Source organism: Herbaspirillum sp. NPDC087042, assembly GCF_044745245.1.
Taxonomy (GTDB): domain Bacteria; phylum Pseudomonadota; class Gammaproteobacteria; order Burkholderiales; family Burkholderiaceae_D; genus Herbaspirillum.
In genome coordinates, this window is the sequence record NZ_JBIUZW010000003.1 from 111,269 (window position 1) to 137,060 (window position 25,792).

Here is a 25,792-nt window from a genome sequence, read left to right on the forward strand (position 1 = left end):
CGGCAGCCTCAGGCCGCCGATGTTGCTGTCTTGTTCTTGCGACCGAAACGACGATGGCCCCAGGCGCTCAGTCGTTCCATGTACAGGTAGACCACGGGCGTGGTGTAGAGCGTGAGCAACTGGCTCACCACCAGTCCGCCGACGATGGAAATGCCCAGCGGCTGGCGCAGCTCGGCGCCGTCGCCATGGCCGATGGCCAGCGGGATCGCGCCCAGCAGCGCCGCCATGGTGGTCATCATGATGGGACGGAAGCGCAGCTTGCAGGCCTCGAAGATGGCATCGCGCGGCGACAGGCCGTGGTTGCGTTCGGCGTCGATGGCGAAGTCCACCATCATGATGGCGTTCTTCTTGACGATACCGATGAGCAGGATCACGCCGATCAGGGCGATGAGGCTGAAGTCGGTCCCGGTCACCATCAGCGCCAGCAAGGCGCCCACGCCCGCCGAGGGCAGCGTGGAAATGATGGTGATGGGATGGATCAGGCTTTCATAAAGGATGCCCAGCACGATATAGACCGCCAGCAGCGCCGTCAGGATCAGGATGGGCTGGCTGGAAGTGGAGGACTGGAAGGCATTGGCGGTGCCAGCGAAGGTCCCCAGTACATTGGTGGGCACGCCCAGCTGCGCCATGGTGCGATCGATGGCGGCGGTGGCCTGCGACAGCGACACGCCTTCGGCCAGGTTGAAGGACAGCGTAGAGGCCACGAACTGCCCCTCATGGCCCACCGACAGCGAGGTCGTGGTCGGCTCGAAGCGGGCGAAGGTGGCCAGCGGGATCTGCCGCGAGGCCGCCGTCGAGATGGTCTGGGCCAGCCCGGTATTGGCGTTGAGCTTGCCCGCGGCCGACAGCGCCGGTGGCGTCGACAGTGTCGAGGTGGTCGGCGACAGGTTCGATGAACCGGCCAGGCTGACGTAGGTATCGTGCAGGATCTCGGGGCTTTGCCAGTACTGCGGCGCGGCTTCCATCACCACGTGGTACTGGTTCATGCCACTGTAGATGGTGGAGATCTGACGCTGGCCGAACAGGTCGGAGAGGGTCGAATCGATCAGCTGCGGCGTCACCCCGGCGCGCATGGCGGTATCGCGGTCGATGGTCAGGGTGGTCTGCAAGCCGTTGTCCTGCTGGTCGGTGCTGATGTCTTCCAGCTCCTTGAGGTTGGAGAAGGCCAGGCGGATCTTGGGCTCCCACACCCGCAGCAGCGCCACGTCATCGGACTTGAGCGAGTACTCGTACTGCGAATCGCTCTGGCGCGCACCGATGCGGATATCCTGCACCGGCACCAGGAACACGCGGGCGCCAGCCACCTTGGCAGTCTTGATGCGCAGGCGCGCCACCACCTTGTCGGCGCTGTCCTTGCGCACCGTCAGGGGTTTCAGGGTCACATACATGAAGCCGCCATTGCGCCGCTGCCCGCCCGTGAAGGCCACCACGTCCGAGACGTCGGGGTCGGCCTTGACGATATCGATGAACTCGTTGAGCTTGGTGCGCATGGCCTGGAAGGAAATCGCCTGGTCGCCACGGATGCCGCCGACCAGGCGGCCGGTATCCTGCTGCGGGAAGAAGCCCTTGGGGATGGCCTTGTAGAGATAGACGTTCAGGGCCACGGTGGCCACCAGGATCAGCATCATCAGCGGCGCTGCGCGCAGGGCCCAGGCCAGCGAGCGCTCGTAGGCCAGCAGCATGTCCTGGAAGATCATGGCGCCCTGGTCGGCCAGCTTCTGCAGCCAGGGATGGCGGCGCTTGCGGCGTTCTTCCTCGGCGGCCGGATCGTGGCGCAACAGCTGCGCGCACATCATCGGTGTGGTGGTCAGCGATACCACCAGCGACACTAGGATGGCCACCGACAGCGTAATGGCGAACTCGCGGAAGAGCCGCCCGACGATGCCTTCCATCATCAGGATGGGAATGAAGACGGCGATGAGCGAAATGCTCATCGACAGCACCGTGAACCCCACCTCGCGCGCGCCCAGCAGCGCCGCCTGGTAAGGCTTCATGCCGGACTCGATGTGGCGCGAGATGTTTTCCAGCACCACGATGGCATCGTCCACCACGAAGCCGGTGGCAATGGTCAGCGCCATCAGCGACAGGTTGTCCAGGCTGAAACCGGCCAGGTACATGATGCCGAAGGTACCGATCAGCGAGACCGGCACAGCCACCGCCGGGATCAGCGTGGCGCGCGCATTGCGCAGGAACAGGAACACCACCATGATCACCAGCGCCACCGAGAGCATCAGGGTGAACTCGGTTTCCTTCAGGGAGGCGCGGATGGTCGGGGTGCGGTCCAGCACCACCTTCATGTCGATGGCCGCCGGAATGGACGCCTGCAACTGTGGCAGCAGGGCGCGCACGTTGTCGACCGTGTCGATGATGTTCGCGCCGGGCTGGCGGTTGATGATGACCAGCACCGAGGGCTTGCCATTGGAGGAGCCGGCATTGCGCACGTCGGCCACCGAGTCGCGCACCTCGGCCACATCGCGCACGCGCACCGGCGTGCCATTGCGGTAGGAGACGATCAGCGGCGCATATTCGGCGGCGGTCTTGGCCTGGTCATTGGCGTAGATCTGCCAGTTGCGGTCATCGTCTTCCAGTATGCCCTTGGGACGGTTGGCATTGGTGGCCGCCACCGCGGTACGCACGTCGGCGCTGCCGATGCCGTACTTGTTCAGGGCCGTCGGGTTGAGCTCAATGCGCACGGCCGGCTGCGAACTGCCGCCCACGCTGACCTGCCCCACGCCGCGCACCTGTGACAGTTTCTGCGCCACGATGCTGTCGGCGGCGTCGTACATCTGGCCCTGGGTCATGGTGTCGGACGTCATGGCCAGGATCAGGATGGGCGCGTCGGCCGGGTTGACCTTGCGATAGGTCGGATTGCTCGGCATGCCGGTCGGCAGCAGGTTGCGCGCGGCATTCAGGGCCGCCTGCACATCGCGGGCGGCGCCATCGATGTCACGGTTGAGGTCGAACTGCAGCGTGATGCGGGTGGAGTTCTGCGAGCTGGTCGAGGTCATCTCGGTGACGCCCGCGATCGACCCCATGGCCCGTTCCAGCGGTGTAGCCACGGTGGCGGCCATGGTTTCCGGGCTGGCACCGGGCAGCGAGGCCGCAATCGAGATGGTCGGGTAATCCACCTGCGGCAGCGGCGACACCGGCAGCAGGCGGAAAGCCACCATCCCGGCCAGGGCGATGCCGATGGTCAGCAGCGTGGTGGCGATCGGCCGCTTGATGAAGGGAAGCGAGATATTCATCGGGGCATCCGCTCAGACCGCCGGCGGCAGCGTGGCCGGCTTGCCTTCACCGTGGTCATCATCATCCTCGCCGCCATGGCCGGACTCGCGCTGGCCAAAGCGCTGGCGCAGGCGACGGCCCAGGCTGTCGAAGCCGAGATAGATCACCGGCGTGGTGAAGAGCGTGAGCACCTGCGACACCAGCAGGCCACCGACCATGGTGATGCCCAGCGGCTGGCGCAGTTCGGACCCCACGCCGGTACCCAGCATCAGTGGCAGCGCTCCCAGCAGGGCCGCCATGGTGGTCATCAGGATGGGCCGGAAGCGCAGCAGGCAAGCCTGGTAGATCGCCTCGCGCGGGCTCTTGCCCTCGTGGCGCTCGGCTTCCAGGGCGAAGTCGATCATCATGATGGCGTTCTTCTTGACGATACCGATCAGCAGGATGATGCCGATGATGCCGATGATGCCCAGGTCGGTCCCCGAGATCATCAGCGACAGCAGCGCACCCACACCGGCCGAAGGCAGCGTCGAGAGGATGGTGATGGGGTGGATGTAGCTCTCATAGAGCACGCCCAGCACGATGTACATGGTCACGATGGCCGCCAGGATCAGCCACAGGGTATTGGACAGCGAGGCCTGGAAGGCCAGCGCCGCACCCTGGAAGTTGGTGACGGTGGAGGACGGCATGCCGATCTCGTCCTCGGCAGCCTTGATGGCCTTGACCGCCTCGCCCAGGGACGCGCCCTTGGCCAGGTTGAAGGACACGGTGGCCGCCGGGAACTGGCCGATGTGGTTCACCACCAGCGGCGCGGTGCGCTCGGTGACGGTGGCAATCGAGGACAGCGGCACCTTGCCGCTGGCCGAGGTCACCAGGTAGATGCTGTCCAGCGCCATGGGGCCGTGCTGGAATTCAGGCTTGACTTCCATCACCACGCGATACTGGTTCGATTGCGTATAGATGGTCGAAATGAGGCGCTGGCCGAAGGCGTTGTAGAGCGCATTGTCGATGGCGGCCGTGGTGATGCCCAGGCGCGAGGCGGCATCGCGGTCGATCTGGATGTAGGCCTGCAAACCCTGGTCCTGCAGGTTGGTGGCCACATCGGCCAGCTCCGGCTGTTGCTGCAGGCGCGCGATCAGCTTGGGCACCCAGGTGCTGAGCATGTTGGGATCGGCATCTTCCAGGGTGAACTGGTATTGCGTGCGCGAGACGCTATCCTCGATGGTCAGGTCCTGCACCGGCTGCATGTACAGGGTCACACCCGGCACCTGCTGGGCCAGCGTAGGTTGCAGGCGGCGGATGACATCGGCGGCCGAGACGTCACGCTCTTCGTGCGGCTTCAGGTTGATGAGCATGCGGCCGCTGTTGAGGGTGGCATTGGTGCCATCCACACCGATGAAGGACGACAGGCTCTCGACGGCCGGATCGGCCAGTACCACCTTGGCCAGCTGTTGCTGCTTCTCGCCCATGGCGCCGAAGGAGACCGATTGCGTGGCTTCCGAGATGCCCTGGATCACGCCGGTATCCTGCAGCGGGAAGAAGCCCTTGGGTACGAACACATACAGCAACACCGTCAGGCCCAGCGTGGCCACGGCCACCAGCAGGGTCGACTTCTGGTGTTCCAGCACCCACTCCAGCATGACGCCATAGCGGGCGATGATGCTGTCGAAGAACACCTGGCTCTTGTGATAGAACCAGCCCTGCTCTTCTTCCGGCTGATGACGCAGCAGGCGCGCGCACATCATGGGCGTGAGCGTGAGCGAGACCACCGCCGAGATCAGGATGGAGACCGCCAGCGTCACCGCGAATTCATGGAACAGGCGCCCCACCACATCGCCCATGAAGAGCAGCGGGATCAGCACGGCAATGAGCGAAAAGGTCAGCGAGATGATGGTGAAGCCAATCTGCTCGGCACCCTTCAGGGCGGCCTGCATGGGCTTCATGCCCTCTTCGATGTAGCGCGAGATGTTCTCGATCATGACGATGGCATCGTCCACCACGAAGCCGGTGGCAATCGTCAGGGCCATCAGCGTCAGGTTGTTGATCGAGAAACCGGCCAGGTACATGATCGCGAAGGTCCCCACCAGCGACAGCGGCACCGCCACGCTGGGGATGATGGTGGCCGGCACATTGCGCAGGAACACGAAGATCACCATCACCACCAGCCCCACCGAGAGCAGCAGCTCGAACTTCACGTCCGACACCGAGGCGCGGATGGTGGTGGTACGGTCGGTCAGGATGTGGACGTCGATGGAGCCTGGCAGGCTGGCCTGCAGCTGCGGCAGGATCTTCTTGATGCTGTCGACCACGGCGATCACGTTGGCGCCGGGCTGGCGCTGGATGTTCACGATCACGGCCGGCTGAGCGTTGGCCCAGGCCCCCAGGCGCACATTCTCGGCGCCGTCGATGACGTCGGCCACGTCGGAGACGCGGATCGGCGCGCCATTCTTGTAGGCGATGATCAGGTTGCGGTACTCGTCGGCCGAGCGCAGCTGGTCGTTGGCGTCGATGGTGGAGGCGCGGGTGGGGCCGTCGAAGCTGCCCTTGGCCTGGTTGACGTTGGCGTTGCCGATGGCGGTGCGCACATCATCCAGGTTCAGGCCCAGCGCGGCCACGGCGCGCGGATTCAACTGCATGCGCACGGCCGGACGCTGGCCGCCCGACAGGCTCACCAGGCCCACGCCGGAGAGCTGGGAAATCTTTTGCGCCAGGCGCGTGTCGATCAGGTCCTGCACCTTGGGCAGGGGCATGGTGCTGGAGGTCACCGCCAGCGTGATGATGGGGGTGTCGGCCGGGTTGACCTTGCTGTAGACCGGCGGCATCGGCAGGTCCGAGGGCAGCAGGTTGCTGCCGGCATTGATGGCGGCCTGCACTTCCTGCTCGGCGATATCGAGGTTCAGGTCCAGGTTGAATTGCAGCGTGATCACCGAGGCCCCGCCGGAGCTGGTGGAAGACATCTGCTTCAGGCCCGGCATCTGGCCGAACTGGCGTTCCAGCGGCGCGGTCACCGAGGAAGTCATCACGTCCGGACTGGCGCCGGGGTAGAGGGTGACCACCTGGATGGTCGGATAGTCGACTTCAGGCAGGGCCGACAGCGGCAGCAGGCGGTAAGCCACGATGCCCACCAGCAGGATCGCCAGCATCAGCAAGGAAGTGGCGACCGGCCGCAGGATGAACTGGCGCGAGGGATTCATGCGTGACCTTGTTTATTTTGCGCCGTTGCCGTTGTTGTTGCTGCTACCGTTGCTGCCATTGCTGCCATTGCTGCCGGTGCCACCATTGCCGGCGGCCTCGCGCTGGCGACGCAGCTCCATCATCTTCTGGCGGCGCTGGTCTTCGGGCAGCTTCTTGATCTCTTCGCCGAATTCGCCGGCGTCGATGCGCTTGTTGATCTCGGCCCAGCGCTTCTGGCGCTCTTCGTCGCTCAGGCCAGCCTGGCCACCCTGACCGGCCGGGGCGCCCGCTGCACCCGCTGCACCCGCTGCACCTGGTGCGCCGCCCTGCCCTTGCCCCTGACCGCGCTTGCCATGGCGGCGCGCGTCCGGGTTCTCGGTGGTGAGCTTGTTGGCCGGATCATCGGCACCACCACGGGTGACGGCTTCGACCTTGGCGCCTTCGCGCAGGCGGTCCAGGCCATCGATGACCACGGTTTCGCCCGCGGCCACGCCGTCGGTGATAACGGTCAGGTCATCCTGTACCGGACCAGTCTTGATGTTGCGCACGGTGACGGTGTTGTCCTGCTTGACCACATACACGAACAGGCCCTTGGCGCCGCGCTGGATGGCCGCCGTCGGAATGACGGTCGCGCCCGTTTCGGTATTGAGCTGCAGGCGCACGTTGACGAACTGGCTGGGGAAGAGCGCGTAGTCCGTGTTGGGGAACTGGGCCTTGAGCTTGACGGTACCGGTGGTGGAATCGACCACGTTGTCGATGGTCAGCAGCACGCCATCGGCCAGTTTCTTCTTCTGTTCGCGGTCCCAGGCCTGGGCCGGCAGCTTGCGTCCGGTCTGCAGCTGGCGCAGCACGGCCGGGATATTGTCTTCGGGGATGCTGAAGATGGCCGTGATGGGCTGCAACTGGGTGATGATGACCAGGCCATTGGTATCGCTGGTGGTGACGTTGTTGCCCACGTCGGCCTGGCGCAGGCCCAGGCGGCCGCCGATGGGCGCCGTCACGCGGGTGAACGACAGTTGCAGGCGGGCGCTGGCCACCGAGCCTTCGTCGGCCTTGACCGTGCCTTCGTACTGCTTGACCAGCGCGGCCTGGGTATCGACCTGCTGGCTGGCGATCGAGTCCTGGGCCAGCAGGGTCTGGTAACGCTTCAGGTCGAGCCGGGCCGAGGCAAGCAAGGCGCGGTCACGCGCCAGCTGGCCTTCGGCCTGGGTCAGCGCGGCCTGCAGGGCACGCGGATCGATCTCGGCCAGCAGGTCACCGGCCTTGACGACCTGGCCTTCCTTGTAATGCAGCGTCTGCAATTGCCCGTCCACGCGCACGCGCACCGTGGCCGTGGCGGTCGGGGTCACGGCACCCAGGCCGTTGAGATAGACGTCCACGTTCTGTACCCGCGCCTGGGCCACGCCCACTGGCATGGTCTGGGCACCGAAGGCGCCCGCGCCAGGACGTCGCGCACCGGGACCGCCCGGACCGCCGGGCCCACCCATGGCGCCTGCCTGCACCTGCTCGGCCTTCTTCTTGGACCAGTACTTGTAGCCGCCGCCGGCGGCCAGGGCCGCCACGAGGACCCAGAACCACCAGCGCCGCAGCACGCTGCCCCGGGAAGTCTGATTGGAGGGAGTGTGCTGCCCGGGAGTTGGAGTATTTGTCATGTCAGGAAAACCAAGGAACCAATCATGTGGACGGGCCGATGCCGGCCTTGCCGATCAATAAGACGATGTATCCGGAAAACCGTCTTGTCCGTTTCCGCTGGCGCTGTCATTGGCGTTGCTATTGGAATGCGAAGCACAGGCCCTGAAGCGGAAACGCGAAAGCATACGGGAGGGCGCCCCTGCTACCGGCCGCCCTCCACTATTCTCTCTGAAAATCATTACAGCCTTACAACAATGTCACATCTATTTCCAGGCTGGCAGGCAGTGTACCCAGCTCTTTGGGGAGGTGCCAACAAAAACAGCCTTGCGCGGTCAACGCAGGGCTGTCTGGGGGTGAATCGGCGCCGGCACTGTCACCGGCGCACGACTGCTGCCTGAGGGATTACTTGGCCGGGGCGGCGTCAGGCGCCGGCTTGCCACCATGCGGCGGGCCCTTGTGGTCGCCATGGCGCATGTGCTCCCAGCGATGACGCTCCATCTTGGCGAACTCGGCGTCGAAGGTCTTCTGCTGCTCCGGCGACAGGGTCGCGTAGAATTCCTTGGTCGCTGCCACGCGCTGCTCGGCGAAGGATTCGCGCTTGCGCATCATGTCCAGCTTCTTGTCCAGGCGCTCCGGGGTGGACAGCTTGGCCCACTCATCCTTGCTGGGACGGGCGGCCGGATCCATCGGGGCCGGACGGGTCTTGTCAAGGAAGAGCTTCCAGCCGGCTTCCTGGGAGGCGGTAATCTTGAGCTTGTCGTGCAGCTCGGCCTGGTGCTTGGCACGCATCTGCTCGAACTTGGCGATCTGCTCGGGGCTGGGAGCGTGGCCTTGCGGGCCACCCGGCGGCATCTGGGCCATGGCGGCCACGGTCACGGCGGTCAGGCTCACGGCGGCGATGCCAGCCAGGATGCGGGTCTTGAATTTCAACATGTGATGCTCCTTTCGTTTGGTGCTGTCTGCACGGCGATGTGCTGTGCTTGCACGGTTCCCATTTAACCGGCCGCGTGTATCGCCAGTTTTTCCCCTGTGGCGTCATTTGTATCGTTTTGTATATTCCGGGGCCTGCCGGGTATCGTTTTATTTCTTCCCCGCAGCTTGTTAAGCCCCGATACAAATCCACCCGCCAGGGCCGGACAAGTTCGGCATAATGCGACTCATGGATACAAATACTCACATCCTCGTGGTCGATGATGACCGCGACATCCGCACCCTGCTGGCCGAATACCTGGACAGCAACGGCCTGCGCACCCTGACGGCCACCAATGGCGTGGAGATGCGGCGGGCCCTGGAAGAATCGCGGGTCGACCTGATCGTGCTGGACCTGACCCTGCCCGGCGAAGACGGCCTGACCCTGTGCCGTACCCTGCGCGCCACCTCCAGCGTCCCCGTCATCATGCTGACGGCGCGCGGCGAGCCGCTAGACCGCATCCTGGGCCTGGAAATGGGCGCCGACGACTACCTGGCCAAGCCCTTCGAACCGCGCGAACTGTTTGCCCGCATCCGCAGCGTCCTGCGTCGCACCCAGGCGCTGCCGCCCAACATGGCGCAGCCGGACGTGGCCGCCATGCGCTTTGCCGGCTGGACCCTGGACCTGACCGCGCGCCACCTGGTCAGCAAGGACGGCGTGGTGGTGGCGCTCTCGGGCGCCGAATTCCGCCTGCTCAAGGTCTTCCTCGATCATCCCAACCGTGTGCTCAACCGCGACCAGTTGCTGGAGCTGACCCAGGGCCGCGAGTCCGATCCCTTCGACCGCTCGGTCGATATCCAGATCAGCCGCCTGCGCCAGAAGCTGGGTGACGATGCCCGCACGCCCACCATCATCAAGACGGTCCGCAGCGAAGGCTATGTGCTGGCCACCACCGTCAGCACCGAGACCACGGGCCGCCCGACATGAGGGATTTCCTGGGTTCCATCGGCAACCGCATCTTCGTGCTGCTGCTGGCCGGGATTGCCGTATCCATCCTCGCCACCACCTGGCTGGCCGGCAACGAGCGGCGCAGCAGCCTGCGCGAGCTGCGCCTGCAGCATCTGGCCGACCGGGTCGAGCAGATCGTGCAGGCGGTCGACGATATCCCCCCGCTACAGCGCCCCATCGTCTTGCAGGCAGCGAGCAATTTCGGCTTCGAGGCGCGCATGGTGGAGGACATGAATGATGCCGTCGGTTCCAATGCCAGTACCGGTCCGCTGATCGACATGCTGCAGGCGCGCCTGGGGGAAGACCGCAAGGTCGCGGTGCAGCGCGAGACCGAATGCCCGCCCTTGCGCCGTGAAGGCCATGACGATGGCCACGGATCGCGCCATGAAACCTGCCGCGTCATCTATGTCAGCCTGCACGACCAGGCCCTGATGCGCCTGCGCCTGCACCAGCCGGGCGAACCGCCGGTGCTGCGCGGACGCGGTGGCCCAGGTGGGCCGTTCGGGCCGCAGTACATTATCTTGTTCCTGGCCCTGATCGCCCTGCTGGCCTGGCTGGTGGCGCGCATGGCGACCCGCCCGATCCGCCAGCTGGCCCAGGCTGCCTCGCGCCTGGGCAGCGATATCGACCACGCGCCACTGGCCGAGACCGGCCCCACCGAGATCCGCCAAGCGGCCCACGCCTTCAATGCCATGCAGGGGCGCATCCGCCGCCAGATCCAGCATCGCACCCACATGCTGGCGGCCATCACGCATGACCTGCAGACACCGCTGACGCGCATGCGTCTGCGCCTGGAGAAAGTGGCCGACGCCGAACTGCAGCAAAAGCTCATCGATGACCTGGGCGTGATGCATGGCATGGTGCGCGAAGGCCTGGACCTGGCTCGCAGCATGGATTCATCCGAGAAGATCCAGGCCTTGGACATCGACTCCCTGCTCGACAGCGTCTGCGCCGATGCTGCCGACGCCGGCCAGGACGTCACCCTGGAAGGCAGCACGCGCGCCTTCGTCATGGCCCAGCCGGGCGCGCTGCGGCGCTGCCTGACCAACCTGATCGACAATGCCTGCAAGTACGGCCAGCTGGCACGGGTGAGCATCGTGCTGGAACAGCAGAAGATCCTCATCCGCATCCGCGACCAGGGGCCGGGCATTCCCGAGGATGCGCTGGAATCGGTCTTCGAACCCTTCTACCGTCTCGAAATCTCACGCTCGCGCGATACCGGCGGTACCGGCCTGGGACTGACGATCGCCCGCAATATCGTCGAGAACCACCACGGCCACCTGCGCCTGCGCAACCTGGCCGAGGGCGGGCTGGAAGTGGCGATGGAGCTGCCACAGATATCGCCGGCCAGGACACGCTGAAGCCACAGGCAAAAGAAAACCGCCGCATCCCTCTCGGAATGCGGCGGTTTCACTTGATGGGGCCTGGTTCGGCCGAAGCAGTTCAGCCGAAGTAGTTCAGACCCAGTGCCGCATTGACCTCGGCCATGGTCTGCGCCGCCACGGCGCTGGCGCGCTCGGTGCCACGCTTGAGGATGGCCAACACTTCGCCGCGGTCCTTGGCGAATTCCTCGCGACGGCTGCGGATGGGTTCCAGCAGTTCCTGCAGGATGCCTTCCAGGCGGCGCTTGACCACGCTGTCGCCCAGGCCGCCACGGGTGTAGTGGGCCTTCAGTTCGGCCACGGCGTCGCGGTCGGGATCGAAGGCATCCAGGAAGGTGAACACCACGTTACCTTCGACCTGGCCCGGATCGTCCACGCGCAGGTGGTTGGGATCGGTGTACATGCGGTGCACGGCCTGCTTGATCTCGGCGGGCGTGGCGCCCAGGGCGATGGAATTGCCCAGCGACTTGCTCATCTTGGCCTTGCCGTCGATGCCCGGCAGGCGACCGGTCTCGGAGAGCACTTCCTTGCACTCCACCAGCACTTCGCGGTCCACGGTGGCATTGAATTTGCGCACCAGCTCATTGGTCTGCTCGATCATGGGCAGCTGGTCGCTGCCCACCGGCACCAGCTGGCCCTTGAAGGCGGTGATGTCGGCGGCCTGGCTGACCGGATAGGTCAGGAAACCGGCCGGGATATCGCGTTCGAAACCACGCAGGCGGATCTCTTCCTTGATGGTCGGATTGCGCTCCAGGCGCGACACCGTCACCAGGTTCAGCAACACCATCGACAGCTCATACAGTTCGCGCACCTGGGACTGGATGAAGATGGTCGATTTCTCGGGATCGATGCCGACGGCCAGGTAGTCCAGCGCCACTTCGAGCACGTTGTCGGTGACTTTCTGGTGACGGCCGACGTTGTCGGTCATGGCCTGGGTATCGGCCAGCAGCAGGAACTGGCGCGAGGTTTCCTGCAGCGCCACACGCGACTGGAGGGAGCCGATGTAGTGGCCCAGGTGCAGCGGACCAGTGGGACGGTCACCGGTCAGGACGACGGGCAAGGTGGTGGAAGCTGGGGATGCGGTGCTGCTGGAGGCGGAACTAGTGGCGTTCGAAGACATGGTCATTCCTGATCGTTAATCTGTCTGGAATGCTGCCGGTCCGAAGCGGAAAAAACAATGCCACCGGAACCGGCGGCATCACATGGTCAAGCTGTGTGAAAACGGGCCGCCTCGTTCAGGCGCGCCACCAATGCTGGGTTTTCGCAAGTTGATTCGGGAAAAGCATGGGCGCCAGTATAGCACCACGCGGCCAGGATGTTGCGCCGCATCGGACATTTCGGGCAATAAAAAACCGCATCCGGAGATGCGGTTGCCGGGATGTCCCGGAGCGCGTCAATAGGCGCCCGGCGGCGGGCCGTAGTAGACCGGCGGCGGACCATAGTAGCCCGGAGGCGGCGGCGGCGCGTAGTAGTAGTGGCGCGGATGATAGGTATAGACCGTGGTGGTCTGGACCGGCTGCTGGACCTGGTTGCCCTTGCTGTACATGCACTGGGTGTAGGTCATGTCGTAGCGCTGCTGCATCGAGTAATTGCCCCCGGCGGCGGCATTGCTGCCGGCGGCACTGCCCACCAGGAGGCCACCGCCTGCACCGATAGCCGCACCGGCACCGGCATTGCCCGAGGCCGCGCCGATGAGGGCACCGGCCACCGCACCCACGGCCGTGCCGACGGCGGCACTGTTGGTGGCATTGTTCTGGGTCTGGGCGGCCTGGCCACCGATGGCATCCTGGGCGTACTGCTGGCATTGCTGCTGGTCGGCCCGGAACTGTTCGTAGGTCTTGTCCTTGCCCGGCATGGCCATCACCGACGGCCCGGTCGGCACGCTCACGCAGCCACCCAGCGCCAACATGGCACCCACGGCGGAGACGGTCGCGGCAGTCTTGTAGATCGGTTTCACGTTGTTTCCTTTGCGCCGCACGGGGCGGCATGGCGTTATGTACCTGTGGTGACCGGAACGGCCCCGCTTACTGGGGTGGCGGCCCGCCTGGCACGCTGGGCGCGGTATTGGGAACCACCCTCATCCAGGGGCTGGGGCAACTTTGTACATACGGGTAGTACGATCGGGTTTCCTGGCAGTAGTACCAGTAATCCTGACGCGGCTGCTCCACATATACCGGAGGCGGCACGCGCTCCACATAGACCGGAGGCGGATAGTAGACTGGCGGTGGCACCCAGATCGGTCCGCCGATCACTACGCCACCATAGAAGTGTCCGTGTGCATACGCGGACGCGCTGGCCACAAGCCCGGCCACGGCCAGCATGCCGCAGACGCTGATTGCCGCTAGTTTTTTCATGTTATTGCCTTTGGGAGTGTCTCGAATTCCTGTCAGGAGGATGGCTGGCCGACTTCCCCAATCAGCCGGAAATCGTTTCCCGGCGCGGCTTGCAGGTCCCTCTGACGCATGAAGGCAATATACGCCGGGGCTACCGCGAAAGCCTGAGTTGTTTCAATTCGTAACCCAAATAAATATTGTTATACATAGGGCTGAAAAGGCTTTGCAATCAAGGGATTGCCGGAGGCATCCTGCCATGGGGCAGGTACTTCGATTTGATTCTAGAAGCTGGCAGATTCTGCTGCGTACTCAGGGTGGAACGCCGAAGCCCGCATGTCTGGTCGATATAATTTCCGCGAGGGAATTTCCGCCGCTGCGACCATTCATGCCGCTCTACATCGACAGTCTTTCTCTCATCAGGACGAATCTTCAGCTCATTGCCAAAGGCGAACGCGCCAGGGTGATCGCCATCGGAATGCTGACGTCCACGCAGTGGCAAGCCATCAACACCTACCGCGCACAAGCAGGCCTGCCGATACTCGAGGATCCAGAAATCCTGTTCCTGGGCCGGCATCTCCATGCCAGCCGTCGCGCCGATGGCTATTCGATCGAGGACATGCTTGCGCAGATCGCCAGCGCCTTGCATGCAGAATCAGAATTTGTCCCGACCAGGAAGATGACGGCGCTCCGCAATCCTGGGGCCAGGGAGGATGGATATGGCAATCATGTCCATGATCTGGCGGTGCTGGAACTGAGTGCCCGACGTCCGAAGGTTGAACTGTTTTCGACCATCCCGCGGGGTGACCACATCAAGCCGTCCGAAACAGTGAAATAGATACGCCAGAAACGCAAAACGGCCTTTTTCAAGGCCGTTTCGGGATGCAGTCCTGGGTAACTCAAAAGCTTCCAGCGCCCCTGCAACGTTTGGATCTTAGCATGAATCAGCCCGGCCGCGTCATCTGCTCCGGCTTGATCCACTCGGCAAACTGTTGCTCGGTCACATAGCCCAGCGCCAGCGCCGCCTGCTTCAGGGTGGTGCCGTCGTGGTGGGCCTGCTTGGCGATCTTGGCGGCCTTGTCATAGCCGATGTGCGGCGCCAGCGCGGTCACCAGCATGAGCGACTTTTCCATCAGGTCGGCGATACGGGCGTGATTGGCCTCGATGCCGCGCGCGCAATGCTCCTCGAAGCTGGCCATGCCATCGGCCAGCAGGCGCACGCTCTGCAGGAAGTTATGGATGATCAGCGGCTTGAACACGTTGAGCTCGAAGTTGCCGCTGGCGCCGCCAATATTGAGCGCCACGTCGTTGCCGAACACCTGCGCGCACAGCATGGTCAGCGCTTCGCACTGGGTCGGGTTGACCTTGCCCGGCATGATGGAGCTACCCGGCTCGTTCTCGGGGATGGTGATCTCGCCCAGTCCCGAGCGCGGGCCGGAGGCCAGCCAGCGCACGTCGTTGGCGATCTTCATCAGCGCGGCCGCCAGGGTCTTCAAGCCACCGTGGGAGGCCACCAGCGCATCATGGCCGGCCAGCGCGGCGAACTTGTTGGGCGCGGTCTTGAAGGGGAAACCGAAATACTTGGCCAGCTCGGCAGCGACGCGCTCACCGAATTCCGGATGGGCGTTCAGGCCGGTGCCCACGGCGGTACCACCGGCGGCCAGTTCGGAGACGGCATTGAGGGTGGTGATGACAGCCGTCTCGGCATGCTCCAGCTGGGCCACGTAACCCGAGAACTCCTGGCCCAGCGTCAGCGGCGTGGCGTCCTGCAGGTGAGTGCGGCCGATCTTGACGACGTCGGCGAAGCGGGTCGACTTCTCGCCCAGCGTGTCGCGCAGCTTGTGGATGGCCGGGATCAGGTGGGTCGCCACCGCCATGCAGGCCGCCACGTGCATCGCGGTCGGGAAAATGTCGTTGGACGACTGGCTGCGGTTGACATCGTCGTTGGGGTGGATCAGGCGATCCTCGCCACGTACCCCGCCCAGCAGTTCGGAAGCGCGGTTGGCCAGCACCTCGTTCATGTTCATGTTGCTCTGCGTACCCGATCCGGTCTGCCATACCGACAGCGGGAACTCCAGCGGATGACGGCCGGCGATCACTTCATCAGCGGCGGCGATGATGGCTTCGGCCTTCTTGCCGTCGAGCTTGCCCAGGTCGCGGTTGACTGCGGCACAGGCACGCTTGACCGCTGCCAGTGCCACGATCAGCTCGGCCGGCATGCGTTCGGTGGAAATGTGGAAGTGGTGCAGCGAGCGCTCGGTCTGGGCGCCCCACAAACGATCGGCCGGGACTTCGATCAAGCCAAAGGTATCGCGCTCCATGCGGTGGTTCATGATGCTGGTTCTCCGTGATATGACGGCCGAAAACGGCCCGAGGATCCCTGGCGGCTCTGGCGACAGGCGAACGGCTGAGCCACGGGAGTAACTGGAAATGCTGAGTGTAACTGCTGGCGGGACCGTCCGCTGGCGCGAACGGCAAAATGGCTGGCGATCTTGCGGGTGGAGCTTGCTGGCTGCCGTGCCACGGCAGCCTGTCGAAAAGACGGTAAAGACGGCATCAGGCTCAGGAGCCCTTCTGCTCCTTGGGCGGGTCCGGCAGGATACAGGCCTGGACCACTTGCAGGTCGTTGTCCTTGGCGAAGTTGACCACGAAGTGATAGGCCAGCGGCTCCAGCTCGCGCAGGGCCTCGTTGACCACTACCGAGCGCACGCCATCGATATGGGTGGGCAGCACGTAGGGAGAATACTTCAGGTGGGCGTTACGACCGCCACTGCCCTCGGGGCGGAAACACGACATCACGCCGCACAGGCGCTCCGCCCAGTCGCTGGGGCGGAACTGCCGGCCATCCGAGGTCTTGCCAAGGATGATGAATTCTTTAGCCGGTGCGTTTGCGGGTTTGATGGGATCAGCCATACATGCAGTTCTTCTAAAGCGCTTGCAACCGAATGCCCCGTCCTCTTGAGACCGGAGCCCTGGATTCCGCGGTGCCTGCGCAGAAATCTGCGTGGGTGCCTGCGGTGTTGAGTATTATATCTTATAGAAGACTTGGCTTCTACCGGTCTCCTCGCCTCCAGCTATTCCTGCCTGCATCGCCTTGCTTTGCGCTACGTTCTGGCCCTGCGCCGCTCATGCCTGCCGACAACATTTTCATGTCATCCGGCAGGATGCGATCTTGGTCATGTGAAGGCCGAAGTATACCGGGTTGGCAGCAATCGCGTGGACCAAAAAACAAAGCGGGCCTTCAGCCCGCTGTTGCAAGACCGCTCCGGTCTAGCCCATCCACACAGCCACCGACAGCAGCAGCAACAGGAACATCCACAGCAGCAAGGCGCGCCATACCAGGCCCACGGTGCTTTGCAGGGTGCGCGGCGACGGCGTGTCGCCAGGCAGGCCATCGGCTTCTTCTGGCATCGAATCCACAGTGGCAGCATCGGCCGGCAGGATGATGCCGGCTGCAGCCTCCTTCTCGGTGCCAAAGCGCACGCCCATGGCGCCACCGCCGGCGGCCAGGATGATGCCTGCGGCTTCGTCGTCCCAGCGGCTGGCGAAGTTGCGCCAGGCGTAGATGGCATCCTCGAAATTGCCGACCACGGCAAAAGCCGCCGCGGTCAGGCGCGCCGGGATCCAGTCGATCCAGTAGAAGGCACGGGCGGCGAAGCGGCCGAAGGCCTCGAACTTCATGTGATCGGGTTCGTTCCAGGCACGCGAGAGGTATTCGGCCACGCGGTACATCACCGCCAGCGCCGGGCCGGCCGGCATCAGGAACCAGAAGAACACGCCGAAGACGTGACGATGGGTGGTGATCAGGGCGCGCTCGGAGGCAATACGCGAGATCTCGCTCACGTCCATGCCGGCGGTGTCCTGCTTGGTCCATTCGGCCAGCAGGCTGCGCGCGGTCATCTCGTCGCCGCTGTTGAGGGCCAGCTGGATGGAACTGAAGTAATGGCTGTAATGGCGAAAGCCCAGCGTCAGGTACACCACCAGCACGTTCCAGGCAAAGGCACCTACCAGGCTCACGTGCAGCAGGATCCAGTAGACCAGCGCCACCGGGACCGTCAGTGCCCCCACCATCACCGCCCAGCCCAGGCGGCCGTGATGGGCATGGCCGGCATTGAACCAGCCCTCTATCGTGGCGGCAAAAGACTTGATCGATGCATAAACCGGATTGTCCGCACGCAGTGGTTTGAGTTGTTCGATTAACAGCGCAAAGAGAATGGAAAGAAATGTCATCAAGCAGCCTTAGGGGTCTCTATAGCCGGTACGATAGCGCAGTGCAAGATGGGAATCAAACAATAGATTCGTTGACCAGCGTCAACAGCGCAATGTCACGGATTTTTACTTATTTGAACACTAACAAAGACATTGCGTCGGATATTTCCAACGCCAGCGGAGGGACTCAGCTGCGCAGGAAATGGAAGAGGTTACGCAACATGCCGGCCGTGGCGCCCCAGATGAAATAGTGTTCATAGGGCATGGTGTAGAAACTGCGCCGCCCCACCGGAGGGGGCAGCTCCACCGAGCGGCGCTGGTGGTTCACGCCATCCATGAGGAAGGCCAGCGGCACCTCGAAGATCTCGTCCACCTCGCGCGGGTCGCCGACGGCCTCGAAGGGTGGCTGGATCAGGCCGGCCACGGGGGTGACGCGATACCCGGTGCCGGTGAAGTAATCCGGCAGCGAGCCGATCACTTCCACGTGCTGGCGGTCCAGGCCGATTTCTTCTTCGGTCTCGCGCAGGGCGGTGTCGATGGCCGAGCCGTCATAGTCTTCGCGACGACCACCGGGGAAGCTGATCTGCCCCGCATGATCCTTCAGATCTTCCGTGCGACGCGTAAAGAGCACGGTCATCCCCTCCTCCCGCAGCACGATCGGGATCAATACCGATGCCAGCCGGAAGCGCCCCTGGGACTCGGCCATGCGCGCCATCTGGTCACCGCTGTGCTCGGGCTCCCAGCGCGGCGGATCGGCGAAGCGGCGGCGCAGCCAGTCGGCGTTCAGGCGCGTTGCTTCCAGCGCGCTCTCGCCGCCGACGGCATCCACAGGCAGGGTGACAGGATCGAAACTGGCCACGGTAGGTTCGCTTCAGCTTTCAGTTAATCGTTGACTGCGTGAGTATGAGACAAAAACGAGACAAAAACGGGACAAATTCGGGACAAGAACGGACGCCGGATCGGTGCAGAAACGAAAAAGGGGCGTCGCGAGACACCCCTTTTCCTGACGCATCAGCATGCAGCCAATTACTCTGCAGCAGCAGCCTTTGCAGCGCGGCTGGGCAGCTTTTCCTTGATACGTGCCGACTTGCCCGAACGTTCGCGCAGGTAGTACAGCTTGGCGCGACGCACGTCACCACGACGCTTGACTTCGATCGAAGCGATCAGCGGCGAGTACAGCTGGAAGGTACGCTCAACGCCTTCACCGGACGAAATCTTGCGAACGATGAAGTTGGAATTCAGACCACGGTTACGACGTGCGATCACGACGCCTTCGTAGGCCTGGGCACGCTTGCGGGTGCCTTCAACCACGTTGACGCTGACGATCACGGTGTCGCCGGGGGCGAATTCGGGGATGTTCTTGGCGAGACGCGCGATCTCTTCTTGCTCGAGTTGCTGGATCAGATCCATTTTTTGCTCCTGTAACCATCTTGCCGGCGCCGTTGCCCGAAGGCTCATTGTGTGGCCCGGTAGAGGATGGGGTTTCAAACGCAGCGGCCAGGCCGCTGCACGGTGCCGGCGCATTGCTGTGCCGGCGGTACTGCTTGGTACGACTTCGTTGCGAATGCCCCGGTATCCCGGACATCCACGGCCTGCCGCGACCTACTGCGACAAACCGCTCAAGAACTTTTCATCCGACTTGCTCAGCAGTCCCTGCTGGCGCGCCTTCACGATGAGGTCAGGACGCTTGGCCTGGGTGGCCTCCAGCGCCCGCTGCCGACGCCATTTCTGGATCTCGGCATGGTGTCCACCCAGCAGGATGGACGGTACCGGCTCGCCTTCATAGACTTCCGGACGCGTGTAGTGCGGCGAATCCAGCAGCCCGTTGACGAAGCTGTCTTCCACTGCCGAGGCGCTGTCATTGAGCGCACCCGGCAAGAGCCGGATGACGGCATCCATCAGCGCCATGGCCGGCAACTCCCCTCCGGAGAGGACGAAATCACCGATGCTGATTTCTTCATCCACGCACTTGTCGAGCAGACGCTGGTCGATCGCTTCATAGCGTCCGCACAGCAACACCGCCCCGCTGTCCTGCGACAGCCGCACCACCCGCTCATGCGTGAGCGGCGCGCCTTGCGGCGACAGGTAGATCACGCGCGGCCTAGCCAGACCCAGCTCCTGCTGACGCTGCTGCGCCGCCTCGATGGCCGCCTGCAGCGGCTTGGCCAGCATCACCATGCCGGGACCGCCGCCATAGGGCCGGTCATCCACGGTACGGTGATTGTCGGTCGTGAATTCACGCGGATTCCACAGCGACAAGCCCCAGCGCTTCTGCTCCAGCGCCCGGCGGGTAATGCCGGACTGCGTCAACGCAGCAAACATCTCGGGAAACAGAGTGACGACATCAAACTGCATCACGCCTCCATTTCCTGGTATCTCTTGTATCTCTTGATCTCACCGGATCCGGAAATGAAAAAACTGACCGCAGTCAGTAATCCATGCCCCAATCGACGATGATCTTCTTTTCTTTCGGCTGTACCGTCTTGACGAACTGGTCGACAAACGGAATCAGCAGTTCAGGTGCTGCCGCGGATTTCTCCTTGGCGCCCTTCTTCGGCTTTGCATCAGCGGCGGAGTCAGGCTCCACGGCAGTTTCCTGCACCGGGGCCGTCACCTTCAGGATGGGATGTGCGCCGTTGTCCATCATGTCGGACACCACGCCCAAGGCCTCACCCTGGAGATTTTCCACCGCCGAGCCGATCAGATCGACCCAGTAGAACTCGTTGTCATCCAGCACCGGGAAGTGCTTGCGGGAGATGTAGACCACCGTCCCTTTCATGCCTTCGGCCGCATTGCGGTCGGCGACCCCGGTCAGGCGCGCAACGACATCGCCGCTGTGCTCCTTGGACTGCATGACATCGATATCCTGCTTGGGCTGGCCGGATCTCTCCAGCCACCAGGTCTTTGCATTGAGCAAGGCTTGCGCCTCTGCAGAATACGGACGCACGCGAATCCAGCCCTGGATACCGTAGGCTCCTGTCACATGGCCGACGGTCACGAGATCGTCGGGTGCGGAGAAACCCGCTTGGGCTGGATAAGTCATGGATACGCCAGACCTGCTCTTCTTCCATGCGACAGCGGTGCCGTGGGTGGAATCAGACAGGAAAAACTAGATTAGGCAGCAGCCTTCTTGCCAGCGTCAGCGACCAGGCGAGCAACGGTCGGCGACAGTTGTGCGCCAACGCCTTGCCAGTGAGCCAGGCGGTCAGCAGCGATACGCACGGTTTCTTCCTTGCCCGATGCAACCGGGTTGTAGAAGCCGATACGCTCGATGAAACGGCCATCGCGACGATTGCGCGAGTCAGTTGCAACGATGTTGTAGAAGGGGCGCTTCTTGGCGCCGCCACGAGCTAAACGAATAACGACCATAATGGTTCCAGTAAGAATACGGACACGGAAAAGCCGCAGATTATAACGGACTTCCACGCCACCGGGCAAGCTGCTTGCCACTTTTGTGCAGCGATCCAACGCAAAATGCCCACATAAACGCCCGAAACTGATGCCAAATGGCATCAGCACCAGGCCACCAACCCGCTTGCATGGCCGTTTCCGGCATGTCTGGCAGGCAATTCCTGTTGCCGCCGGGCTCCGCTATACTGCGGCGATACCCTGACGACAACAATGCCGCCGGATTCACTCCGGACGGCCCCGACGAGAAAAAAGAGACAACAGGCATGCCCCCATCTCCCCGCCACAAGAACAAGACCCTGACCACCCTGATCGCTGCCGTGCTCGGCGGCATCGGCCTGCACCGCTTCTATCTGTACGGCCTGCGCGACCGCTTCGGGTGGCTGCACATCCTGGCCATCCCGCTGTCGCTGGGCCTGATGAGCGCCCAGCCCCAGGCACCGCAACTGTTCACCGCCCTGCCCCTGGTGCTGTCGGTATTGATCGGCTGCCTGGAAGCACTGGTGATCGGACTCACGCCCGACGACAAATGGGATGCCCGCCACAACACCGGCAGCGGCCGCCAATCCGAATCGCACTGGATCCTGGCCGTGATCCTGGTGCTGACCGTGGGCCTGGGTGCCATGGGCCTGATCGCCCTGCTGGCACGCAGCTTTGACCTGCTCTTCACCGGCGGCGCCTTCGGCTGAGCGCCCGGCACACCGGACTGATTGACGCATAAAGACACAAGCCCGGAAGGCCGCCGCAACGGCCTTCCGGGCTTGCTGGTTCAATCCCTGCTCAGAACTGGTCTTCAGGCAAGGCCAGTACCGCCTGCCCGCCCTCGACGATGGCCGTGCGATAGGCCAACGCCTGCGGCAGGATCTGGTCGGCAAAGAAACGCGCCGTGGCCAGCTTGGCTTCGTAGAACTTGCCATCCCCTTCACCGGCCTTGAGCTTGGCCGCCGCGACCGCCGCGGCACGTGCCATCTGCCAGCCACCCAGCACCACGCCGGCCATCTTCAGGTAAGGCACGCTGCCGGCGAAGACCGCCTTGATATCGCTCTTGACGTTGCCCACCACGTAATCCACCACCTGCTCCAGCGCATCGGCGGATTCGCCCAGACGGGCGGCGATCGGCGCCAGTGCGGCATCGCCCTGCAGCTCGGCGACGGTCTTGCGCACCTGGGCGATGATGCCCTTGGCCACCGCACCGCCGTCACGCACGGTCTTGCGGCCGACCAGGTCATTGGCCTGGATGGCGGTGGTGCCTTCGTAGATGGGCAGGATGCGGGCGTCGCGATAATACTGGGCGGCGCCGGTTTCCTCGATGAAGCCCATGCCGCCATGCACCTGCACGCCGGTGGAGGTGACGTCGATGGACAACTCGGTGGTCCAGCCCTTCACGATGGGGACCAGGTATTCGTAGAAGGCCTGGTTGGACTTGCGGGTGGCCTCGTCGTCGCTGAAGTGCGCCGCATCGGAGGTCGCCGCCGCCACATAGGCCAGCGCGCGCGCCGCCTCGATCTGGGCGCGCATGGACATGAGCATGCGGCGCACGTCCGGCTGATGGATGATCGCCACAGGACCAGAAGAGCCGGCCAGGTCGCGCGACTGCACGCGGTCGCGGGCATAGGCCACGGCCTGCTGGTAGGCGCGTTCGGAGACCGACAGACCCTGGATGCCCACGGCGAAACGCGCCGCGTTCATCATGATGAACATGTATTCCAGGCCACGATTCTCTTCGCCCACCAGGGTGCCGATGGCACCGCCATGGTCGCCGAACTGCAGCACCGCAGTCGGGCTGGCCTTGATGCCCAGCTTGTGCTCGATGGACACGCACTGCACGTCGTTGCGTGCGCCCAGCGAACCATCGGCATTGACCAGGAACTTGGGCACGATGAACAGCGAAATGCCCTTCACACCCTCGGGTGCATTGGGGGTACGGGCCAGCACGAGGTGGACGATGTTCTCGGCCATGTCGTGCTCACCGTAGGTGATGAAGATCTTGGTACCGAAGACCTTGTAGGTACCGTCGCCCTCCGGCACGGCGCGGGTACGCACCAGAGCCAGGTCGGAACCGGCCTGCGGCTCGGTCAGGTTCATCGTGCCGGTCCATTTGCCGGAGATGAAGTTGGCAATGTAGGTCTCTTGCTGCTGCTTGGTGCCAGCCGTCATCAGGGCTTCGATGGTGCCGTCGGTCAACAGCGGGCACAGCGCAAAGGAGAGGTTGGCCGAGTTCAGCATCTCGATGCAGGGCGTCGCCACCAGCTTGGGCAAGCCCTGGCCGCCGAATTCCACCGGGTGCTGCACGCCTTGCCAGCCGGCATCGCCGAACTGCCTGAAGGCTTCCTTGAAACCGGGGCTAGTCGTCACACGGCCATCGGCCCAGGCGCTGGGCTCCTTGTCGCCACCATGATTGAGCGGGGCGATCACTTCGCCACAGAACTTGGCGTTTTCCTCCAGGATGGCCTCGGCCGTCTCGGGCGTGGCATCCTCGCAGCCGGGCAAGGCATTGACAGCCGACAGGCCCGCCAGCTCGTTCATGACGAACAACATGTCCTTCAAGGGCGCGGTATAACTCATCTCCAACCTCCAATAGGGAACGCTCTGGCGGCGTTCCTTGCGTACATGAAAACACCCCGGCGTAAGCCGGGGCGGATACTACCTGGATGCGCTTGCTCAGCCGAGCTGCTTGACCAGCTCCGGCACGACCTCGAAGAGGTCACCGACGATGCCGTAGTCGGCCACCGAGAAGATGGGCGCTTCTTCATCCTTGTTGATGGCCACGATGACCTTGGAGTCCTTCATGCCGGCCAGGTGCTGGATCGCGCCGGAGATACCGACGGCGATATACAGCTGGGGCGCGACGATCTTGCCGGTCTGGCCGACCTGCCAGTCGTTGGGGACATAGCCCGCATCCACAGCGGCGCGGGAGGCGCCCATGGCGGCGTTCAACTTGTCGGCCAGCGGTTCCAGGATCTTGAAGCTTTCCGACGAACCCATGCCACGGCCACCGGAGACGATGATCTTGGCGGCGGTCAGTTCCGGACGATCCGACTTGGCGACCTCACGGCCGACGAAGCTGGACTTGCCCGAATCGGTCACGGCCGGGATGCTTTCCACGGCGGCCGAGCCACCAAGCGCTGCCGGGTCGAAACCGGTGGTACGCACGGTGATGACCTTGATCGGGTCGATCGACTGCACGGTGGCAATGGCGTTGCCGGCGTAGATCGGGCGCTCGAAGGTGTCCGGCGCATCGACCTTGGTGATGTCGGAGATCTGGCCCACGTCCAGACGGGCGGCCACGCGCGGCAGGATGTTCTTGCCGTAGGCAGTGGCAGGGGCCAGGATGTGGCTGTAATCCTTGGCGATGGCCAGGACTTGCTCGGCGACGTTCTCGGCCAGGCCATCGGCGAATTGCGCGCCATCGGCCAGCAAGACCTTGGCCACGCCGGCGACTTGCGCAGCAGCGTCGGCCACAGCCTTGGCATTGGAACCGGCCACCAGGACATGGACATCGCCGCCAGCCTGCACGGCGGCGGTGATGGTGTTGAGGGTGCTGCCCTTGAGGCTGGCGTTGTCGTGTTCGGCAATAACGAGTGCGGTCATGATCAGATCACCTTGGCTTCATTTTTCAGTTTGGCGACCAGCGTCGCGACATCCGGCACCTTCACACCGGCGCTGCGCTTGGCCGGCTCGACGACCTTGAGCGTCTTCACGCGCGGGGTGACATCCACGCCCAGCTCATCGGGCTTGACGGTGTCCAGCTGCTTCTTCTTGGCCTTCATGATGTTGGGCAGCGTCACATAACGCGGCTCGTTCAGGCGCAGGTCGGTGGTGATGATGGCCGGCAGGGTCAGGGCCAGGGTTTCCAGGCCGCCGTCCACTTCACGGGTCACGCTGACCTTGCCGTCTTCCAGCACGACCTTGGAGGCGAAGGTGGCTTGCGGCCAGCCCAGCAAGGCGGCCAGCATCTGGCCGGTCTGGTTGCAGTCATCGTCGATGGCCTGCTTGCCCAGGATGATCAGTTGCGGTTGCTCCTTCTCGGCCAGCGCCTTGAGGATCTTGGCCACGGCCAGCGGCTGCAGCTCGACATCGGCACCGACTTCGGCCAGGATGCCGCGATCGGCGCCGATGGCCATGGCGGTACGCAGGGTTTCCTGGCACTGGGTCACGCCGGCGGAGACGGCGATGACTTCGGTGACTTTGCCGCCTTCTTTCAGGCGCACGGCTTCTTCCACCGCGATTTCGTCAAACGGGTTCATCGACATCTTGACGTTGGCGATATCGACGCCGCTGCCGTCGCTCTTGACGCGCACCTTGACGTTGTAATCCACGACGCGCTTGACTGGTACTAATACTTTCATCGCATGGCCCTTGCAAAAAGGAATTGACGTAAACGTAAACTTCCGCAGGATTATAAAAGCAAAACGAGGTGCTTACCGGAATTTAGCACGATCGTTCTTTTTGATGACGGAAGCATACACCAATACGCCGACAGAACGGAAGAAGAATTCGCCCTGGCGCGTACAAAA

At 63.6% G+C, this 25,792-nt stretch carries 22 protein-coding genes; 4 read left to right on the forward strand and 18 right to left on the reverse strand.

From position 1 onward, the window contains the following. Positions 1-8: 8 nt before the first annotated feature. From ACIPHN_RS06240 to ACIPHN_RS06255, 4 genes are all read right to left on the reverse strand, one after another. Positions 9-3,245: an efflux RND transporter permease subunit gene (locus tag ACIPHN_RS06240; protein ID WP_400434262.1), complete on the reverse strand. Its 3,237-nt coding sequence runs from the start codon at positions 3,243-3,245 to the stop codon at positions 9-11. 12 nt (positions 3,246-3,257) lie between these two features. Further along, positions 3,258-6,416 carry an MdtB/MuxB family multidrug efflux RND transporter permease subunit gene (locus tag ACIPHN_RS06245; RefSeq protein WP_400434265.1) on the reverse strand — a complete coding sequence of 1,053 codons (3,159 nt, stop codon included), beginning with the start codon at positions 6,414-6,416 and terminating at the stop codon, positions 3,258-3,260. 12 nt (positions 6,417-6,428) lie between these two features. Then, positions 6,429-8,048, reverse strand: coding sequence for an MdtA/MuxA family multidrug efflux RND transporter periplasmic adaptor subunit (locus tag ACIPHN_RS06250; protein WP_400434267.1), 1,620 nt, complete (start codon positions 8,046-8,048; stop codon positions 6,429-6,431). 382 nt (positions 8,049-8,430) lie between these two features. Next, positions 8,431-8,961, reverse strand: coding sequence for a Spy/CpxP family protein refolding chaperone (locus ACIPHN_RS06255; RefSeq protein ID WP_400434270.1), 531 nt, complete (start codon positions 8,959-8,961; stop codon positions 8,431-8,433). A 226-nt stretch (positions 8,962-9,187) separates the two neighbouring features. Here ACIPHN_RS06255 and ACIPHN_RS06260 point away from each other — a divergent pair, with 226 nt between their 5' ends. Together ACIPHN_RS06260 and ACIPHN_RS06265 are read left to right on the forward strand one after the other, a co-directional pair. Next, positions 9,188-9,925 carry a response regulator gene (locus ACIPHN_RS06260; RefSeq protein ID WP_400434273.1) on the forward strand — a complete coding sequence of 246 codons (738 nt, stop codon included), beginning with the start codon at positions 9,188-9,190 and terminating at the stop codon, positions 9,923-9,925. Then, positions 9,922-11,307, forward strand: coding sequence for an ATP-binding protein (locus ACIPHN_RS06265; RefSeq protein ID WP_400434276.1), 1,386 nt, complete (start codon positions 9,922-9,924; stop codon positions 11,305-11,307). The genes ACIPHN_RS06260 and ACIPHN_RS06265 overlap by 4 nt, the downstream gene beginning before the upstream one ends. Positions 11,308-11,389: 82 nt before the next feature. Here the strand turns inward: ACIPHN_RS06265 and trpS are convergent, their stop codons facing one another. From trpS to ACIPHN_RS06280, 3 genes are all read right to left on the reverse strand, one after another. Continuing rightward, positions 11,390-12,448, reverse strand: coding sequence for a tryptophan--tRNA ligase (trpS, locus tag ACIPHN_RS06270; protein WP_400434279.1), 1,059 nt, complete (start codon positions 12,446-12,448; stop codon positions 11,390-11,392). A gap of 273 nt (positions 12,449-12,721) precedes the next feature. Next, the gene (locus ACIPHN_RS06275; RefSeq protein ID WP_400434281.1) at positions 12,722-13,285 is read right to left on the reverse strand and encodes a glycine zipper family protein; all 564 of its coding nucleotides are present in this window, start codon (positions 13,283-13,285) and stop codon (positions 12,722-12,724) included. 67 nt (positions 13,286-13,352) lie between these two features. Then, positions 13,353-13,682 carry a hypothetical protein gene (locus ACIPHN_RS06280; protein WP_400434283.1) on the reverse strand — a complete coding sequence of 110 codons (330 nt, stop codon included), beginning with the start codon at positions 13,680-13,682 and terminating at the stop codon, positions 13,353-13,355. Between the two features lie 364 nt (positions 13,683-14,046). Between ACIPHN_RS06280 and ACIPHN_RS06285 the strand changes: the two genes are divergently transcribed. Continuing rightward, a complete protein-coding gene (locus ACIPHN_RS06285) occupies positions 14,047-14,496 on the forward strand; it encodes a hypothetical protein (protein WP_400434286.1) in 450 nt (149 codons plus the stop codon). Positions 14,497-14,602: 106 nt separating this feature from the next. Here the strand turns inward: ACIPHN_RS06285 and fumC are convergent, their stop codons facing one another. The 8 genes from fumC to rpsP all read right to left on the reverse strand — a co-directional run bounded on the left by fumC (position 14,603) and on the right by rpsP (position 21,236). Then, positions 14,603-15,991: a class II fumarate hydratase gene (gene fumC / locus ACIPHN_RS06290; protein ID WP_400434289.1), complete on the reverse strand. Its 1,389-nt coding sequence runs from the start codon at positions 15,989-15,991 to the stop codon at positions 14,603-14,605. A gap of 229 nt (positions 15,992-16,220) precedes the next feature. Then, the gene (locus tag ACIPHN_RS06295) at positions 16,221-16,571 is read right to left on the reverse strand and encodes a DUF3579 domain-containing protein (protein WP_400434292.1); all 351 of its coding nucleotides are present in this window, start codon (positions 16,569-16,571) and stop codon (positions 16,221-16,223) included. 357 nt (positions 16,572-16,928) lie between these two features. Beyond that, positions 16,929-17,888 carry a CobD/CbiB family protein gene (locus ACIPHN_RS06300; RefSeq protein ID WP_400434295.1) on the reverse strand — a complete coding sequence of 320 codons (960 nt, stop codon included), beginning with the start codon at positions 17,886-17,888 and terminating at the stop codon, positions 16,929-16,931. A 166-nt stretch (positions 17,889-18,054) separates the two neighbouring features. Next, positions 18,055-18,726, reverse strand: a complete 672-nt coding sequence (locus ACIPHN_RS06305; protein WP_400434298.1) for a CoA pyrophosphatase — start codon at positions 18,724-18,726, stop codon at positions 18,055-18,057. A 167-nt stretch (positions 18,727-18,893) separates the two neighbouring features. Then, positions 18,894-19,277, reverse strand: a complete 384-nt coding sequence (rplS, locus tag ACIPHN_RS06310) for a 50S ribosomal protein L19 (protein ID WP_400434301.1) — start codon at positions 19,275-19,277, stop codon at positions 18,894-18,896. A gap of 192 nt (positions 19,278-19,469) precedes the next feature. Next, complete coding sequence (gene trmD / locus ACIPHN_RS06315; RefSeq protein WP_400434669.1) at positions 19,470-20,222, reverse strand: tRNA (guanosine(37)-N1)-methyltransferase TrmD; 753 nt, start codon at positions 20,220-20,222, stop codon at positions 19,470-19,472. Positions 20,223-20,295: 73 nt separating this feature from the next. After that, positions 20,296-20,910 (reverse strand): ribosome maturation factor RimM, encoded by a 615-nt coding sequence (rimM, locus tag ACIPHN_RS06320; RefSeq protein ID WP_400434304.1) that lies wholly within the window; start codon positions 20,908-20,910, stop codon positions 20,296-20,298. A 71-nt stretch (positions 20,911-20,981) separates the two neighbouring features. After that, positions 20,982-21,236, reverse strand: a complete 255-nt coding sequence (rpsP, locus tag ACIPHN_RS06325) for a 30S ribosomal protein S16 (protein ID WP_400434671.1) — start codon at positions 21,234-21,236, stop codon at positions 20,982-20,984. A gap of 305 nt (positions 21,237-21,541) precedes the next feature. Between rpsP and ACIPHN_RS06330 the strand changes: the two genes are divergently transcribed. After that, complete coding sequence (locus ACIPHN_RS06330; RefSeq protein ID WP_400434307.1) at positions 21,542-21,964, forward strand: NINE protein; 423 nt, start codon at positions 21,542-21,544, stop codon at positions 21,962-21,964. A 91-nt stretch (positions 21,965-22,055) separates the two neighbouring features. Here the strand turns inward: ACIPHN_RS06330 and ACIPHN_RS06335 are convergent, their stop codons facing one another. The 3 genes from ACIPHN_RS06335 to ACIPHN_RS06345 form a co-directional block, all read right to left on the reverse strand. Beyond that, positions 22,056-23,840 carry an acyl-CoA dehydrogenase gene (locus tag ACIPHN_RS06335; RefSeq protein ID WP_400434310.1) on the reverse strand — a complete coding sequence of 595 codons (1,785 nt, stop codon included), beginning with the start codon at positions 23,838-23,840 and terminating at the stop codon, positions 22,056-22,058. Between the two features lie 96 nt (positions 23,841-23,936). After that, positions 23,937-24,866, reverse strand: a complete 930-nt coding sequence (locus tag ACIPHN_RS06340) for an electron transfer flavoprotein subunit alpha/FixB family protein (RefSeq protein WP_400434313.1) — start codon at positions 24,864-24,866, stop codon at positions 23,937-23,939. Between the two features lie 2 nt (positions 24,867-24,868). Further along, positions 24,869-25,624 (reverse strand): electron transfer flavoprotein subunit beta/FixA family protein, encoded by a 756-nt coding sequence (locus ACIPHN_RS06345; RefSeq protein WP_400434315.1) that lies wholly within the window; start codon positions 25,622-25,624, stop codon positions 24,869-24,871. Positions 25,625-25,792: the final 168 nt, after the last annotated feature.

What these genes read in the sequence shown, in the direction of transcription:
- ACIPHN_RS06255 (WP_400434270.1), bottom strand. Translation starts at nt 8,961, where the DNA reads ATGTTGAAATTCAAGACCCGCATCCTGGCTGGCATCGCCGCCGTGAGC.
- ACIPHN_RS06335 (WP_400434310.1), bottom strand. Translation starts at nt 23,840, where the DNA reads ATGAGTTATACCGCGCCCTTGAAGGACATGTTGTTCGTCATGAACGAG.
- rpsP (WP_400434671.1), bottom strand. Translation starts at nt 21,236, where the DNA reads ATGGTCGTTATTCGTTTAGCTCGTGGCGGCGCCAAGAAGCGCCCCTTC.
- trmD (WP_400434669.1), bottom strand. Translation starts at nt 20,222, where the DNA reads ATGCAGTTTGATGTCGTCACTCTGTTTCCCGAGATGTTTGCTGCGTTG.
- fumC (WP_400434289.1), bottom strand. Translation starts at nt 15,991, where the DNA reads ATGAACCACCGCATGGAGCGCGATACCTTTGGCTTGATCGAAGTCCCG.
- ACIPHN_RS06240 (WP_400434262.1), bottom strand. Translation starts at nt 3,245, where the DNA reads ATGAATATCTCGCTTCCCTTCATCAAGCGGCCGATCGCCACCACGCTG.
- ACIPHN_RS06245 (WP_400434265.1), bottom strand. Translation starts at nt 6,416, where the DNA reads ATGAATCCCTCGCGCCAGTTCATCCTGCGGCCGGTCGCCACTTCCTTG.
- ACIPHN_RS06260 (WP_400434273.1), top strand. Translation starts at nt 9,188, where the DNA reads ATGGATACAAATACTCACATCCTCGTGGTCGATGATGACCGCGACATC.
- ACIPHN_RS06295 (WP_400434292.1), bottom strand. Translation starts at nt 16,571, where the DNA reads ATGGCTGATCCCATCAAACCCGCAAACGCACCGGCTAAAGAATTCATC.
- ACIPHN_RS06340 (WP_400434313.1), bottom strand. Translation starts at nt 24,866, where the DNA reads ATGACCGCACTCGTTATTGCCGAACACGACAACGCCAGCCTCAAGGGC.
- ACIPHN_RS06280 (WP_400434283.1), bottom strand. Translation starts at nt 13,682, where the DNA reads ATGAAAAAACTAGCGGCAATCAGCGTCTGCGGCATGCTGGCCGTGGCC.
- ACIPHN_RS06250 (WP_400434267.1), bottom strand. Translation starts at nt 8,048, where the DNA reads ATGACAAATACTCCAACTCCCGGGCAGCACACTCCCTCCAATCAGACT.
- ACIPHN_RS06265 (WP_400434276.1), top strand. Translation starts at nt 9,922, where the DNA reads ATGAGGGATTTCCTGGGTTCCATCGGCAACCGCATCTTCGTGCTGCTG.
- rplS (WP_400434301.1), bottom strand. Translation starts at nt 19,277, where the DNA reads ATGGATCTGATCCAGCAACTCGAGCAAGAAGAGATCGCGCGTCTCGCC.
- ACIPHN_RS06300 (WP_400434295.1), bottom strand. Translation starts at nt 17,888, where the DNA reads ATGACATTTCTTTCCATTCTCTTTGCGCTGTTAATCGAACAACTCAAA.
- rimM (WP_400434304.1), bottom strand. Translation starts at nt 20,910, where the DNA reads ATGACTTATCCAGCCCAAGCGGGTTTCTCCGCACCCGACGATCTCGTG.
- ACIPHN_RS06345 (WP_400434315.1), bottom strand. Translation starts at nt 25,624, where the DNA reads ATGAAAGTATTAGTACCAGTCAAGCGCGTCGTGGATTACAACGTCAAG.
- ACIPHN_RS06330 (WP_400434307.1), top strand. Translation starts at nt 21,542, where the DNA reads ATGCCCCCATCTCCCCGCCACAAGAACAAGACCCTGACCACCCTGATC.
- ACIPHN_RS06285 (WP_400434286.1), top strand. Translation starts at nt 14,047, where the DNA reads ATGCCGCTCTACATCGACAGTCTTTCTCTCATCAGGACGAATCTTCAG.
- trpS (WP_400434279.1), bottom strand. Translation starts at nt 12,448, where the DNA reads ATGTCTTCGAACGCCACTAGTTCCGCCTCCAGCAGCACCGCATCCCCA.